The following is a 14,312-nucleotide window of genomic DNA, read 5'->3' as shown; positions in this document are numbered from 1 at the left end:
AGAGCGGCGCCGGCTCAGGCGCACAGCGCAGAGCCCCGGAACCGGCGCAGTGGTTCCGGGGCTCGGTCGTGAGGGGTGGGTCAGACGCGGCGCAGTACCGCCACCACCTTGCCGAGGATGGTCGCCTCGTCGCCGGGGATCGGCTGGTACGCGGAGTTGTGCGGCAGCAGCCACACATGGCCGTCCTCGCGCTTGAAGCGCTTGACGGTGGCTTCACCGTCCAGCATCGCGGCGACGATGTCACCGTTCTCCGCGACCGGCTGGCGGCGGACCGTGACCCAGTCGCCGTCGCAGATGGCGGCCTCGATCATGGAGTCGCCGACGACCTTCAGCACGAACAGTTCGCCGTCGCCGACGAGCTGGCGGGGGAGCGGGAAAACGTCCTCAACCGACTCCTCCGCGAGGATCGGGCCGCCGGCGGCGATCCGGCCGACCAGTGGGACATAGGACGCGGCGGGCTTGCCCGCGGTCTCCGTCGCGGCGGTGCTGGTCTGGTCCGAGCCGCGGACCTCGTACGCCCGGGGGCGGTGCGGGTCGCGCCGCAGGAAGCCCTTGCGCTCGAGCGCCATGAGCTGATGGGCGACGGACGAGGTGCTGGACAGCCCGACGGCCTGGCCGATCTCGCGCATGGACGGCGGGTAGCCACGCCGCTGCACGGAATCGCGGATCACCTCGATCACCCTGCGCTGGCGGTCGGTGAGGCCCGAGCTGTCGGCGCGGATCCCTGGGGGCCGGCCGGGCAGGGCGCGGGGGGGCTTCTGCTCTTCGGAGTCCAACGTGGCGTCGTCCATCGGCCGCTGTGCCTTCTGCGGGTGCTCGAACCGGCTCTGGGAGTGGCTTTGTGCGGTGATGGTCGCGCTGTCTGCGGTGGTGGTCACGTCGGCCCCTCTCGAAATGTTCTCCCTAGTTAGCCAACGGTAGTTGCTTTCGAAAGGTTGCGCCAAACACACGTTCGAGTGAAATATTCGCCTATTGCCTACCCGGATCAAGTGGCTGGGTGTATGGCCGAGTGGCATTCCGGGCCCGCAGGGGACTGCGTGCGCCGGGTTTTTCCGGCCGGGCGGCGGGCCGGACCGTCGTCTGCGAAGCTCTCGGCGGCCGGCCGTCCCGGCCCGGTCGATTCTGTCATCCCGGCCCCGCCGCACCGCCGGCCGGGTGGCTTCCCGTACTCTCATGGGCGACCGCCCGGCCCGCCTCCACCGCGACACGCGGTAGGCAGATGTAAGCGGCCCGACACCACATCTAGTGGTTAGATGCGTTCGGTCACCCAGAAGTTGTGGTGCCTGGTCCCTCAGGGGGTCGGGAATCGCCTATGCTGGTGACTGCTCCGAAGGGCCCGTACGGACCGGTCAGAGGTCTGTCGCCGTACGCGGGGCCCGTCGGCGTACGTACGTCCGTATATCACAGGGTGAGGAGGGTGGAGCCATGCACTGCCCCTTCTGTAGGCACCCGGACAGCCGGGTCGTCGACAGTCGCACCACCGATGACGGGACGGCGATCCGCCGGCGCCGCCAGTGCCCCGACTGCTCCCGCCGTTTCACGACCATCGAGACGGCGTCACTGATGGTGATCAAGCGGAGCGGGGTCACCGAGCCCTTCAGCCGCAACAAGGTCATCGCGGGAGTGCGCAAGGCGTGCCAGGGCCGGCCGGTCACCGAGGACGCCCTCGCCAAGCTCGGCCAGCGGGTCGAGGAGGCGGTGCGCGCCACCGGCAGTGCCGAGCTGTCCACCCATGACGTCGGGCTCGCCATACTGGGGCCGTTGCAGGAACTCGACCTGGTCGCGTACCTGCGCTTCGCCTCCGTTTACCGGGCCTTCGACTCGCTCGAGGACTTCGAGGCGGCCATCGCCGAGCTGCGGGAGCAGCGCGAGCAGGGGCCGCCCGGGCAGGAATGCGGGACCGAGGGGGAGGCCGGCGGCCCGGCCGTCCCCGTGCCCGCCACCGCCGCCGACTGAGCTCGGCGCGCATCCAGGACCTGTACCGGGGCGAGAGCAGGGCGTCCCGGTGGCAGAAAGACATACACCGTGCCACGGAATGCGTGCGCACATATGGGCGTTTGCCCGTATACAGGGAGGCGGAATGACAGAGACGACGAGCGGCCCGGCACGAGGCTCCCGCGCCAAGGGCAGCAAGGCGAGCAAGGGTCTGCGTATCGAGCGCATCCACACCACACCCGGCGTGCATCCGTACGACGAGGTGGAGTGGGCGTCTCGTGACGTCGTCATGACCAACTGGCGCGACGGCTCGGTGAACTTCGAGCAGCGTGGCGTCGAGTTCCCCGACTTCTGGTCGGTGAACGCGGTCAACATCGTCACGAGCAAGTACTTCCGTGGCGCGGTGGGTTCCCCGACCCGTGAGTCCAGCCTCAAGCAGCTCATCGACCGAGTGGTCAAGACGTACCGGAAGAGCGGCGAGGAGAACGGTTACTTCGCCTCCCCGGCGGATGCCGAGATCTTCGAGCACGAGCTGGCATACGCCCTGCTCCACCAGGTCTTCAGCTTCAACTCGCCGGTGTGGTTCAACGTCGGCACCCAGCAGCCGCAGCAGGTCAGCGCCTGCTTCATCCTCTCCGTCGACGACTCCATGGAGTCGATCCTCGACTGGTACAAGGAAGAGGGGATGATCTTCAAGGGCGGCTCCGGTGCCGGCCTGAACCTCTCCCGTATCCGCTCCTCCAAGGAGCTGCTCTCCTCCGGTGGCAACGCCTCCGGCCCGGTCTCCTTCATGCGCGGCGCCGACGCGTCGGCCGGAACGATCAAGTCGGGCGGTGCCACCCGCCGTGCGGCCAAGATGGTCGTCCTGGACGTGGACCACCCGGACGTCGAGGCCTTCATCGAGACCAAGGTCAAGGAGGAGGAGAAGGTCCGCGCGCTGCGCGACGCGGGCTTCGACATGGACCTGGGCGGCGAGGACATCACCTCCGTCCAGTACCAGAACGCCAACAACTCGGTCCGTGTGAACGACGAGTTCATGAAGGCCGTCGAGACCGGATCGAAGTTCGGGCTGCGCGGCCGGATGACCGGTGAGGTCATCGAGGAGATCGACGCCAAGGGGCTCTTCCGCAAGATGGCGGAGGCCGCCTGGGCGTGCGCCGACCCCGGCATCCAGTACGACGACACCATCAACCACTGGCACACCTCGCCGGAGTCGGGCCGGATCACCGCGTCCAACCCGTGCAGCGAGTACATGCACCTGGACAACTCCTCGTGCAACCTCGCCTCGCTCAACCTCCTGAAGTTCCTGCGCGACGACGACCTGGGCAACCAGTCCTTCGACGCCGAGCGCTTCGCCAAGGTCGTCGAGCTGGTCATCACCGCGATGGACATCTCCATCTGCTTCGCCGACTTCCCGACCCAGAAGATCGGCGAGACCACCCGCGCCTACCGCCAGCTGGGCATCGGCTACGCCAACCTCGGCGCCCTGCTGATGGCCACCGGCCACGCCTACGACTCGGACGGCGGCCGCGCGCTGGCCGGTGCCATCACCTCCCTGATGACGGGCACCTCCTACCGTCGCTCGGCCGAACTGGCCGCGGTCGTCGGCCCGTACGACGGCTACGCCCGTAACGCCGACGCCCACAAGCGCGTCATGAAGCAGCACTCGGACGCCAACGGCAGCGCCGTGCGCATGGACGACCTGGACACCCCGGTGTGGGCCGCGGCGACCGAGGCCTGGCAGGACGTGCTGCGGCTCGGCGAGAAGAACGGCTTCCGCAACGCCCAGGCGTCGGTGCTCGCGCCGACCGGCACCATCGGCCTGATGATGGACTGCGACACCACGGGCGTCGAGCCGGACCTGGCGCTGGTCAAGTTCAAGAAGCTGGTCGGCGGCGGCTCCATGCAGATCGTGAACAACACGGTCCCCAAGGCGCTCAAGCGGCTCGGCTACCAGCCCGAGCAGGTCGAGGCGATCGTCGCCCACATCGCCGACCACGGCAATGTCATCGACGCCCCGGCCCTGAAGGCCGAGCACTACGAGGTCTTCGACTGCGCCATGGGCGCGCGCTCGATCTCCGCCATGGGCCATGTGCGCATGATGGCGGCCGCGCAGCCCTTCCTCTCCGGTGCGATCTCCAAGACGGTCAACGTCCCCGAGTCGGCCACCGTCGAGGAGATCGAGGACGTCTACTTCCAGGGCTGGAAGCTCGGCCTGAAGGCGCTGGCGATCTACCGCGACAACTGCAAGGTCGGCCAGCCGCTCTCCGCCAAGAAGAAGGAGGAGGAGAAGAAGGCCGAGCCGGTCGCCGAGAAGAAGGTCGTCGAGTACCGCCCGGTGCGCAAGCGCCTCCCCAAGGGCCGTCCCGGCATCACCACCTCCTTCACGGTCGGCGGCGCCGAGGGCTACATGACCGCCAACTCCTACCCGGACGACGGTCTCGGTGAGGTCTTCCTGAAGATGTCCAAGCAGGGCTCGACCCTCGCGGGCATGATGGACGCCTTCTCCATCGCGGTGTCGGTGGGCCTCCAGTACGGCGTGCCGCTGGAGACCTACGTCTCGAAGTTCACCAACATGCGCTTCGAGCCGGCCGGTATGACGGACGACCCGGACGTGCGGATGGCGCAGTCGATCGTCGACTACATCTTCCGCCGCCTGGCGCTGGACTTCCTGCCGTTCGAGACCCGCTCGGCGCTCGGCATCCACTCCGTCGAGGAGCGCCAGCGCCACCTGGAGACCGGTTCGTACGAGCCGTCCGACGACGAGGTCGACGTCGAGGGCCTGGCCCAGTCGGCGCCCCGCCAGACGGAGTCGGTGAAGGAGTCCACCCCGGCGACGAAGATCGTCGAGGAGGCCGCCGCCCCCGCTCCCAAGCAGGCGCACACCAACGCCGAACTCGTCGAGATGCAGCTGGGCATCAACGCCGATGCTCCCCTGTGCTTCTCCTGCGGGACGAAGATGCAGCGGGCCGGCAGCTGCTACCTGTGCGAGGGCTGCGGATCGACCAGCGGTTGCAGCTGACACGCACGGAACGGCGTCCGACGCGACCTTGAGCAACTGCCGCTGAGGGCGCCGCACCGCACCTGAGAGAGGGTGTCGACCATCGGTCGGCACCCTCTTCGGCGTCTTGCGAGGCGTGGGTACGGCCTGAGCGGGCGGCCTGTGTGAGACCGCCGTTCGTCGGCGGAGGGCCGGGGCTGGGGCGCCGTTCCGAATACGGCCGTGTCCCCTGGGGTGAGTGCGCGTCCGCCCGATGCGGCACGCTCTATCTGGGCACCGGCCCCGGGAGCGCCCGCCGTTACTGCTCGACGGCCTGTGCCGCGCGGGAACGGGTGGCGGCGCACCGCCGCCGCAAACGGGCGGCCGGCTGACGGCGCGGGGCATGGCAACGGGGGAGGCGGCACATGGCCACCTCCCCCTCGTTGCTGCCCTCGGGCTCGACGCTGCCCGCGCGCCGTTTGCCTGTCAGCGGCCCATTTCCGAGGTGAACGCGTTGGGGTCGGTGTCGAACCCCCGGAGAGCCGAGTGGAAGCGCCACTGCCCTCCCTCGTCCCGGGTGAATTCGGCGACGGTCGCGGCGGTTGCCCCCGCGACCTCGGTGAAGTCGTGCTCCGTCAGATCGGTGTATCCCTCGCGGATCCGTACGGCGGTGTTCGCGATATCGCCGAAGACCTTGCGGCCCTCGCCCTGCTGGATGGCCACCCCCACGATCACCCGGGTGTAGGTCTCGGCCAGCCGGTCCAGCTCCAGCGTCATGATCTCGTCGAAGCCGAACCCCTGACCGGTCCTGCTGTCCCGGTTGAGGGTGATGGTCCCGTCCGGCGACCGGCTGTCGAAGTGCACCAGATAGGCGGGCTCGCCGTGCGGCGCGTCGGCCGTATAGGTGGCCGCGACGATGTCGAGATCATTGTCCGGCGTCCCGAGGGGGCTCGGGTCCCACTTGAGCGTTACCTCGACCTTCTCGATCCCTTTGCTGAGCGTGCTCACCGGACTTCCCTCCCGTCATCTCCCGGGGGTGTGGCGCGGCCTGCGCGGACAGGCGGACGACTCCCCAGGGCTTCCCGTTGGCTGTCCATCGTGCCACGCCTCACGGCCCGTGGGCGGGCTGAACTGCCCCTGGTCACACCTGGTTTGTCTCAGGCTCAGGTGGCTGGAAAGTGCCGTCGGGGCAACGGGGGCGCCGGATGCGGCTCAGCTTGTCCGCTCGTCCCAGAGGCGGTTGAGCTGGCCGTCCAGTACGTCCAGCGCCTCGGCGGGGGAGAGGTGGCCGATCAGCACATGGGTGGTGAGGCCGTCCGCCAGGGCGAGGAGGGTGCGGGCCGCGCGGTCCGGGTCGGTGGTGTCGGAGGCTTCGGCGATCAGCCGTGCGAACACCGCCTGTAGACCGGCATAGTTGGTGCGCAGAGTTCCGGCCAGGGGCGGACTGACAGCGGCCTGCGCCACGAAGGCCAGCCAGACCCGCGCCTCGGCACGATGTTCCTCCCGGAGGAGTGACACCTCCGTCGTGGCGTGCCCCAGCGCCGTGCGGGCCGACTGGGCGGGCGAGGCGGCGAGCCGGGCCGAGACCCGGGCGGTGACCCGTTCGCCGATGTGGCCGAGCGCGAAAACCAGCATCTCCTCCTTGGTCCGGAAGCAGCGCTGCACGGCGCCCATGGAGACCTGTGCGCGGGCCGCCACGTCGCGGAGCGTGACGCCCTCCAGGCCGCTCTCGTCGGCGAGTTGGCACACCGCCTCGGCGATCTGGCGGCGCCGGCTCTCGTGGTCGACCTGCTTGGGCATGCCCCGTACTCCGGTTATTCGATGCGTGCGAATCGGCAACAAGGTTACGATGCTGAACCGATGCAAGTGCATCGGAACGTTGGGGAAGGTCCTGGCGGCCCAGGGAAGGGCCTGCTGAGGCCACGGGAAGGGGAGGACATGCGCGACGCGCTGTGGAAGAGGACGGCCCGCGCCCAGGCGGCGGCGGTACGCACCGGTGAGGTGTCGGCGGTGGAGCTGGTCGAGGCGCACCTGGAGCGGATCGCCGAGGTCAACCCGGCCGTCAACGCCGTCACCCAGCTGCTCGCCGAACGGGCGCGGGGCGAGGCGGCGGAGGTCGACCGCGGGCGGGCGGCGGGTGCGGAGCTGGGGCCGCTGGCCGGTGTGCCGTTCACCGTCAAAGAGACCACGGCCATCGAAGGGGTGCCGACGACCTACGGCGCGGAACGCTTCCGTGACTTCGTCGCGCACTCCGATGCGCCCCCGGTGGCGCGTCTGCGTGCGGCGGGCGGTATCCCCATAGGGCACAGCAACATGCCGACGCTCATCCTGGCCGGCATCCATTCCCGCAGTGAGCTGTTCGGGGACACCGTGAACCCCTGGAGTGCCGCGGTCACGCCGGGCGGCAGTAGTGGCGGCGACGGCGCGGCCGTGGCGAGCGGCATGGCCCCGCTCGGACTCGGCAACGACTCCGGGGGGTCGGTGCGCATTCCTGCGTCCTTCTGTGGCGTCGCGGGGCTGAAGCCGACCTACGGGCGGTTCGCCGCCGATCACCGCATCGGCCCGGACGACCCCTCTCTCGCCGCCCAGTTCCTCGTGGTCGACGGCCCGCTGGCCCGTACGGTCGATGATCTGCGGCTCGCGTACGAGGTGCTGGCCGGGGCCGATCCGCGCGACCCGCGGGCCGTGCCGGTGCCGCCCTACGGGCCGCCGCCGGGGCGTCCCCTCAAGGTGGCGATGGTGGCGGATCCCGGAGGTGGCGGGGCGCATCCCGTGGTGCGCCGGGCCGTGGAAAGCGCGGCGGACGCGCTGCGGGACGCGGGGTACGAGGTGCGCGAAGTGGCCGACGTGCCGCGGCTGGACGACGCCCTCGACGTCTACGCCCGGATGACGCTCACGGAGTTCGCCACCACCTGGCCGGCCGTCAAGCCGCTGCTCGGGGAGGGCGGCCATCGCTATGTCGAGTGGGGGATGGCGAGGTCGGCCCCCGTGGAGCTGCCGGAGTATCTGCGGCTGACCGGGGTGCGGCTGGGTATCCAGCGGGACTGGGCGGCGTTTCTGGACGAGTATCCGCTGGTCCTGGGGCCGGTGTTCACCGACCCGCCGTTCGCTCCGGGGGAGGAGATACGGGACGAGGAGAGCTATCGGCGGGTGCAGCACGCGATGCGGCTGTGTACCGCGACGAGCTTCGTCGGGGTGCCCGCGGTGGCCGTCCCCACCGGGGTGGCGGACGGGCTCCCGTACGGAGTGCAACTGATCGGGCGCTCCTACCGGGAGGACCTGTGCCTGGCGGCGGCCGAGGCGGTGGAGCGGCGACTCGGTGTCCGCACGCCCATCGATCCGCGCCCGTAAGGAAGTTCGGGGTGGTGTGAACGTGACGCGCAGTGATCCCGGTCCGCCCTTGGGCCGTACGATGGCGCGGTGCTGGTCAAGTGGATTCGCCTCACCGTTGTGGACCGTCGAGGGTTCGAGCGGGGGCAGCGGAAATGGGCGGGGCTGCTGGGTGAGCCGGGGTTCCGGGGGCAGGGCGGGGGGTGGAGCCGGGGGCGGCCGGGCGTCGCGCATCTGGTCGCCTTCTGGGAGAGCCGGGCGTTCTACGACTCCTTCATGGCGCGCTCGCACGACCGGCTGGCAGCCTCCCAGGTCGGCACGTACAAGGATGCTCAGGTCCGGCTGTTCGAGCACGAGTTTGATGTGAAGGTGGGCTTCCGCCCGTCGTTCGGCGATGTGGACGTCCTGCGGCTGGCGCACTGCCAGGTGCGCCAGGACCGGGTGGATCACTTCATGCTGATGCAGGAGAAGGTCTGGAACCCGGCGATGGCGGGTTCACCGGGCATGCTGCGAGGGATGCTGGGACGCGCTCCGGGGGAGGAGTTCCTGGTGCTGTCGATGTGGCAGTCGGCGGCCGAGCGGGGGAAGTACCGGCCCGAGCGGGTGGAGCGGCTGGCGCTGCGTGCCCAGATAGCCGCGGATGTCCGGGCCATCGCGGGGGACGTGGTGCAGCTCGAACCGTCGTGGACGGTGTGACGGGCGGCGTGGTCAAGGGGCCGCTCCGGGGGAGGCATCCGTCCGGCCTGCGACCGTGAACGCCCCGGCGCGGGCGGCCGCCAGCGTGGCCGCCACGGCCTGCTCGGCGACGGTGTCGTCGACCGGCTCCCGGGTGATGAACAGGCGGAAGAACAGCGGCGCGGAGACGGAGCGGACGAGCGCTCCGGCGTCGATGCCACGGTGCGGGGTGGCGCCGGAGGCGGCTTCCGCAGCGGCGTCCGGGGCCGCTGCCAACTCTCCTCGCCGCACGGCGCGTTCGACGAGGGCCTCGCAGCGCGCGAACCGCTCGGCGTAGTAGTCGCGCAGGGCGTCGGCCGCCCGCTCCGACTGGAAGGCGGCGGCGATCATCGCCGAGCCCGACGCGGCCACCGCCGGGTCGGTGAACGAATCGACGACCTCCTGGGCGAGGGCGCGCAGATCGCCCTCCAGGGACCCGGTGTCGGGCGGGACCCAGCTGTCCTCCCCCGCAAGATCCAGAGCGTCCGCCACCAGGCCCTCGACGTCCTTCCAGCGCCGGTAGAGCGTCGTCTTGTGCACGCCGGAGTGGGCGGCGACATATTCGACGGTCAGGCCGGGGTAGCCGTGCTCGGTGAGGCCGGCGAGCACGGCGTCGCGGACGGCGGCGCGGGTGCGGGCGGTGCGGCCGCCGGGGCGGCGGGTACCGGGGGAGGGTGCGGAACCGCCGCTCTCGCGGCCGCTGGCGGGCACCGTCTCGTCAGGCAATTGCTACTCCAGTTGCGTTAGCGGCTTCCGTCTGTCATCATCATCGTAATGCGACGGAGGTTGCGTTTGCCTCGGGGGGAAGTGTGACCACTCAGATTTCCTTGCACGACATCACCAAGTCCTACGGTGACCACCTGCTGCTCGACGGCGTCTCTTTGTCGGTGCGCCCCGGCGAACGCATCGGGATCGTGGGGGAGAACGGTGCCGGGAAGTCGACACTGCTCCGCATCGTCGCAGGTGCCGAGCGGCCCGATGAAGGCCAGGTGGTGCTGCGGGCCGACGGTGGCATCGGCTACCTGGGCCAGACCCCTGACCTCCCGCCGGACCGCACCGTCCAGGACACGATCGACGCCGCTCTGGCGGACCTCAGGGACATGGAGCGCCGGCTCCGCTCCCTGGAGCGCGGGCTCGACCGGGCCACGCCCGGCGGGCTGGAGGAGTACGGCGATCTGCTCACCCTCTTCGAGCTGCGCGGCGGCTATGAAGCCGACACCCGCGTCGACCGGGCACTGCACGCCCTGGGGCTGGCGCAGCTGGGTCACGACCGAGTGCTCGGCAGCCTCTCCGGGGGTGAACAGGCCCGGCTGGGGATCGCCTGTCTGATCGCCGCGGCCCCCGAGGTCATGCTTCTCGACGAACCCACCAACCATCTCGACGCCACCGCCCTGGACTGGCTGGAAGGCGCCCTGCTCGCCCACCGGGGCACGGTCCTTGCCGTCTCGCACGACCGGCTCTTCCTTCAGCGCATCGCCACCGCACTCGTCGAGGTCGACGCCGACCGCCGGACCCTGGTCCGCTACGGCGGCGGTTACGGCACCTTCCTCGCGGCCAGGGACGCCGCCCGCCGGCGCTGGGAGCAGAACCATGCCCAGTGGTGCGCACAGATCGCGCAGCTCACCGAGTTCGCCGGGGGCGCGGCGCGGAACGTCGCGCAGGGCCGGGCCATGAAGGACGGCAACAAGATGGCGTACGACCGGGCCGAGGGCCGCGTCCAGGCCTCCGTGGCCGGCCGGGTGCGCAACGCGCAGGAACGGCTGCGCAGACTCCGGCAGCATCCCGTTCCCAGGCCGCCCGACCCACTCCGGTTCCGTGCCGCACCGGACATCGGCGAGGCCCAGGGCACCCTCGTCCGGCTCGACGGGGTGCGGGTGGGGGACCGGCTCGCGGTGGACTCCTTCACCGTCGCCGCCGGTGAACGTCTGCTGATCCACGGCGCCAACGGAGCCGGCAAGACCACGCTGCTCCGGGTGCTGGCGGGGGTCACCACACCGGACAGCGGCACGGTGCGGCGGCGAGGGCGGACCGGCTACCTCGCGCAGGAAATACCGGTTTCCCGTCCCGCCGAACCGCTGCTCTCCGTGTTCCGACGCGGACTGGCCGGGGATGTGGCGGAGCACGCCACCCTGCTGCTGTCCTTCGGCCTGTTCCGCGAACGCGACCTCGATGTCCCCGTGGGGGCGCTCTCCGCCGGGCAGCGGCGCCGGCTCGCTCTGGCCCGGCTGCTGGCCCGCCCGGCCGACCTGCTGCTGCTCGATGAACCCACCAACCACCTGGCGCTCGGCCTCGTCGAAGAGCTCGAAGCCGCGCTGGCGGCATGGCCCGGCGCCCTGGTCGTCGTCTCCCACGACCGGCTGCTGCGGCGACGCTTCGGCGGCCGCTCCTACGAGATACGCGACGGCCGCCCGGCCCTGGCCGCCTCACTGGCCGCCGCCCCTTGATCGGGTACGCCCCGACGGTCCGGCGTGGCCTCCGTGCAGTCGCTGCCTCCGGGCATCGACGCCGGCCGCGCCCCGGGCAACGGACATCCGACGGCGACGACCACCCCTGGCGACGGGCCCCCGACACCCGAACCACGCCTCGCTCGGGAAACGTGCAGTTCGGGAAACGTGCAGTAAGGAGACCGGAAGGTGACGGACGGCCACTCGACCGGGTCGCGACCATGACAGCGTGCGACATGCACAAGCCACCCGATTTAGGCTGGCGGCATGGCTCGGCCCCGACGCATCGTTCTCATCCGCCACGGAGAGTCGGAGGGGAATATCGACGACACCGTGTACGAGCGGGAACCCGATCACGCGCTCGCCCTCACCGGGGCCGGGCTGCGGCAGGCGGCGGAGGCCGGCGGCGCGGTGCGGGAGATGTTCGGCGATGAGCGGGTCTCCGCCTATGTCTCGCCGTATCGCCGCACCCACCAGACCTTCCGCGAACTCCGCCTCGACCCCGCCAAGGTCCGGGTACGCGAGGAACCCCGGCTGCGCGAGCAGGACTGGGGCAACTGGCAGGACCGTGAGGACGTCCGCCGGCAGAAGGCCTATCGGGACGCCTACGGACACTTCTTCTACCGCTTCGCCCAGGGCGAGTCCGGAGCCGATGTCTACGACCGGGTCGGGGCCTTCCTGGAGAGCCTGTGGCGCAGCTTCGAGGACCCCCAGCACCCGCCGAACGTCCTGATCGTCACGCACGGGCTCACCATGCGGCTGTTCTGCATGCGCTGGTTCCACTGGACGGTGGCGGACTTCGAGTCGCTGTCCAACCCCGGCAATGCGGAGTGGCGCACCCTGCTGCTCGGCCCGGACGGCCGCTACACCCTCGACCGGCCCTTCGAGCGCTGGTGTGAACCCGTTCCTTATGGGGCCACCGGTTAGAGTGCACACCGATGACCCTCGACCACCGTGACGCAGACCGCTGTGAGCGGGCTCTGGCGAGCCTGCGTGGACTGTCCGTGGGTGATGCCCTCGGATCCCAGTTCTTCGTCCCCGCGAACTACCCCTCCCTCAAGCGCCGTGAGCCGCCTCCCGCCCCCTGGCAGTGGACCGACGACACCGAGATGGCCTGTTCCGTCCTGGCCGTCCTCACCGCGCACGGACGGATCGACCAGGACGCCCTCGCCCGCTCCTTCGCCGACCACCATGATTTCGACCGCGGCTACGGTCCTGCCGTCAACCGCATGCTGCGGCTGATCCGCGAGGGCGGCGACTGGCGCGAGCTGGCGTCCGGGCTCTTCAATGGCCAGGGCTCGTGGGGCAACGGCGCCGCGATGCGCATCGCTCCCCTCGGCGCCTGGTACGCCGATGATCCCGAGCAGGCCACCCACCAGGCGGAGATCTCCGCCTACACCACCCACCAGCACCGCGAGGCCGTCGTCGGCGCCATGGCCGTCGCCGCCGCGGCCGCCCTGGTGGCTGACCCGACCCGCGGCACCGGTCCCGAGCAGCTGCTCGACGGGGTACTGGAGCTGATCCCGCGCAGCGCCGTACAGGCCGGGCTGCGCCGGGCCCGCGACATGCTCGACTACGCCGACTCCGGCACCGTCGCCGCCGTCCTGGGCTGCGGACGACGCACCAGCGCCCATGACACCGTGCCCTTCGCCCTGTGGGCCGCCGCCCAGCATCTCGGCAACTACGAGCGGGCGTTCTGGACCACCGTGCAGGCGGGCGGCGACGTCGACACCACATGCGCCATCGTCGGCGGCATCGTCGCCGCAGCCGGTCCCGCCGGCGCCCCGCCCGAGGCGTGGCTGGACGGCACCGAGCCCCTCCCGTCGTGGGCCCCCGCCCTCGCCGACTGATCACCGCCGTATTACCGCCACACCCCTTACCCCTTCCGCGCCCCTCGTAGCCTGACCGTCCGCGGCTGCCTTCGCGCCCTGCGGTGTCTTCCAACAGGCTGCGCTGTGCGGTGAGTTCGCCTCCGTACGGATGCGCGCGGGAAGGTGGAACAGCAGCGTCCGTGGGCCGCCCCCGCCCGCTTCGGCATACCCGCCGGTAGCGGCACCGCCAGGCGCTGGTCGTGGGGTCGCCGACACCGTTTGCCGCCAGGTTCGGATCCGATGCGGACGGCTGGGCCGAATAGGCGTAACCTTGCTGGCGCCATGCCGTACGAGCCCCCCACACATTCCGTCGAGCGATCATTGCGCGCCACGACGGGCGCCAAGATCGTTGCAGGTATCGACGAGGTCGGACGCGGAGCGTGGGCCGGTCCGGTCAGCGTCTGCGCAGCCATCACCGGTCTGCGCCGGCCGCCCGACGGACTCACCGATTCCAAGCTGCTGACTCCCAAGCGCCGCACCGACCTGTGCGATGTGCTCGGCGAGTGGGTCACGTCGTATGCCCTGGGGCACTCCTCACCGGAGGAGATCGACGAGCTGGGCATGACCGCTGCCCTGCGGCTCGCGGCCGTACGCGCCCTGGAGGCGCTGCCGGTCCGGCCGGACGCGATCATCCTCGACGGCAAGCACAACTACCTGGGCGCGCCGTGGCGCGTCCGCACGGTCATCAAAGGCGACCAGTCCTGCATCGCGGTTGCCGCCGCGTCCGTGATCGCCAAGGTGCGGCGCGACGCGATGATGGCCGAACTGGGCCTGGCCTACGCCGACTTCGACTTCGCGGCCAACGCCGGCTACCCCTCTCCGACCCATCGCATCGCCCTGGAGGAGTACGGTCCTACGCCGCACCACCGAGTGTCGTGGTCCTACATGGACGCCCTGCCCCGGTGGCGGCATCTGAAGAAGGTGCGCATCACCCCCGAAGCAGCCGCTCTGCAAGCCGGTGGCCAACTCGGCTTCGACTTCTGAGCGGTGCGGACATGAATTCGGTACCCGATGACGTGTTCCGCACTTACGTTTGAT

Annotated in this window: 12 protein-coding genes and 1 pseudogene; 9 read left to right on the top strand and 4 right to left on the bottom strand. The window is 70.5% G+C overall.

Features of this window, described 5'->3' with window-relative positions; translation table 11 throughout:
- Positions 1-80: 80 nt before the first annotated feature.
- Complete coding sequence (gene lexA, locus TU31_RS29105) at positions 81-878, bottom strand: transcriptional repressor LexA (RefSeq protein ID WP_042159846.1); 798 nt, start codon at positions 876-878, stop codon at positions 81-83.
- A gap of 547 nt (positions 879-1,425) precedes the next feature.
- Between lexA and nrdR the strand changes: the two genes are divergently transcribed.
- From nrdR to TU31_RS37365, 3 genes and pseudogenes are all read left to right on the top strand, one after another.
- Positions 1,426-1,956, top strand: coding sequence for a transcriptional regulator NrdR (gene nrdR / locus TU31_RS29100; RefSeq protein ID WP_042159844.1), 531 nt, complete (start codon positions 1,426-1,428; stop codon positions 1,954-1,956).
- Between the two features lie 124 nt (positions 1,957-2,080).
- Positions 2,081-4,957 carry a vitamin B12-dependent ribonucleotide reductase gene (locus tag TU31_RS29095; RefSeq protein WP_042159842.1) on the top strand — a complete coding sequence of 959 codons (2,877 nt, stop codon included), beginning with the start codon at positions 2,081-2,083 and terminating at the stop codon, positions 4,955-4,957.
- A 188-nt stretch (positions 4,958-5,145) separates the two neighbouring features.
- Positions 5,146-5,307: pseudogene (locus TU31_RS37365) on the top strand (CGNR zinc finger domain-containing protein); the annotation flags it as partial.
- A gap of 94 nt (positions 5,308-5,401) precedes the next feature.
- Here TU31_RS37365 and TU31_RS29090 read toward each other — a convergent pair.
- Positions 5,402-5,923, bottom strand: a complete 522-nt coding sequence (locus TU31_RS29090) for a TerD family protein (RefSeq protein WP_042159840.1) — start codon at positions 5,921-5,923, stop codon at positions 5,402-5,404.
- Positions 5,924-6,127: 204 nt separating this feature from the next.
- The gene (locus TU31_RS29085) at positions 6,128-6,715 is read right to left on the bottom strand and encodes a TetR/AcrR family transcriptional regulator (protein ID WP_042159838.1); all 588 of its coding nucleotides are present in this window, start codon (positions 6,713-6,715) and stop codon (positions 6,128-6,130) included.
- A gap of 138 nt (positions 6,716-6,853) precedes the next feature.
- Between TU31_RS29085 and TU31_RS29080 the strand changes: the two genes are divergently transcribed.
- Positions 6,854-8,266: an amidase gene (locus tag TU31_RS29080; protein ID WP_042159836.1), complete on the top strand. Its 1,413-nt coding sequence runs from the start codon at positions 6,854-6,856 to the stop codon at positions 8,264-8,266.
- A gap of 69 nt (positions 8,267-8,335) precedes the next feature.
- Positions 8,336-8,941, top strand: a complete 606-nt coding sequence (locus tag TU31_RS29075) for a YdbC family protein (RefSeq protein WP_042159834.1) — start codon at positions 8,336-8,338, stop codon at positions 8,939-8,941.
- Positions 8,942-8,953: 12 nt separating this feature from the next.
- Here TU31_RS29075 and TU31_RS29070 read toward each other — a convergent pair whose 3' ends face one another.
- The gene (locus TU31_RS29070; RefSeq protein WP_042159832.1) at positions 8,954-9,685 is read right to left on the bottom strand and encodes a TetR/AcrR family transcriptional regulator; all 732 of its coding nucleotides are present in this window, start codon (positions 9,683-9,685) and stop codon (positions 8,954-8,956) included.
- Positions 9,686-9,768: 83 nt separating this feature from the next.
- Here TU31_RS29070 and TU31_RS29065 point away from each other — a divergent pair, with 83 nt between their 5' ends.
- From TU31_RS29065 to rnhB, 4 genes are all read left to right on the top strand, one after another.
- Positions 9,769-11,403 carry an ABC-F family ATP-binding cassette domain-containing protein gene (locus tag TU31_RS29065; protein ID WP_042159831.1) on the top strand — a complete coding sequence of 545 codons (1,635 nt, stop codon included), beginning with the start codon at positions 9,769-9,771 and terminating at the stop codon, positions 11,401-11,403.
- Positions 11,404-11,670: 267 nt separating this feature from the next.
- Positions 11,671-12,330 carry a histidine phosphatase family protein gene (locus TU31_RS29060; RefSeq protein ID WP_042159829.1) on the top strand — a complete coding sequence of 220 codons (660 nt, stop codon included), beginning with the start codon at positions 11,671-11,673 and terminating at the stop codon, positions 12,328-12,330.
- 11 nt (positions 12,331-12,341) lie between these two features.
- Entirely contained in the window at positions 12,342-13,253 is a 912-nt protein-coding gene (locus TU31_RS29055; protein WP_042159822.1) for an ADP-ribosylglycohydrolase family protein, read from the top strand.
- Positions 13,254-13,556: 303 nt separating this feature from the next.
- Positions 13,557-14,258 carry a ribonuclease HII gene (gene rnhB, locus TU31_RS29050; RefSeq protein ID WP_042159820.1) on the top strand — a complete coding sequence of 234 codons (702 nt, stop codon included), beginning with the start codon at positions 13,557-13,559 and terminating at the stop codon, positions 14,256-14,258.
- The last annotated feature ends 54 nt before the right edge of the window (positions 14,259-14,312 follow it).

It is taken from the genome of Streptomyces lydicamycinicus (genome assembly GCF_000829715.2).
Lineage (GTDB): Bacteria > Actinomycetota > Actinomycetes > Streptomycetales > Streptomycetaceae > Streptomyces > Streptomyces lydicamycinicus.
This window is presented reverse-complemented; position numbering and strand designations above follow the sequence as displayed.

Bases quoted from the DNA above. Each gene is read 5' to 3' on its own strand.
- nrdR (WP_042159844.1), top strand. From the start codon at position 1,426: ATGCACTGCCCCTTCTGTAGGCACCCGGACAGCCGGGTCGTCGACAGT.
- TU31_RS29095 (WP_042159842.1), top strand. From the start codon at position 2,081: ATGACAGAGACGACGAGCGGCCCGGCACGAGGCTCCCGCGCCAAGGGC.
- TU31_RS29085 (WP_042159838.1), bottom strand. From the start codon at position 6,715: ATGCCCAAGCAGGTCGACCACGAGAGCCGGCGCCGCCAGATCGCCGAG.
- TU31_RS29080 (WP_042159836.1), top strand. From the start codon at position 6,854: ATGCGCGACGCGCTGTGGAAGAGGACGGCCCGCGCCCAGGCGGCGGCG.
- TU31_RS29060 (WP_042159829.1), top strand. From the start codon at position 11,671: ATGGCTCGGCCCCGACGCATCGTTCTCATCCGCCACGGAGAGTCGGAG.
- TU31_RS29055 (WP_042159822.1), top strand. From the start codon at position 12,342: ATGACCCTCGACCACCGTGACGCAGACCGCTGTGAGCGGGCTCTGGCG.
- rnhB (WP_042159820.1), top strand. From the start codon at position 13,557: ATGCCGTACGAGCCCCCCACACATTCCGTCGAGCGATCATTGCGCGCC.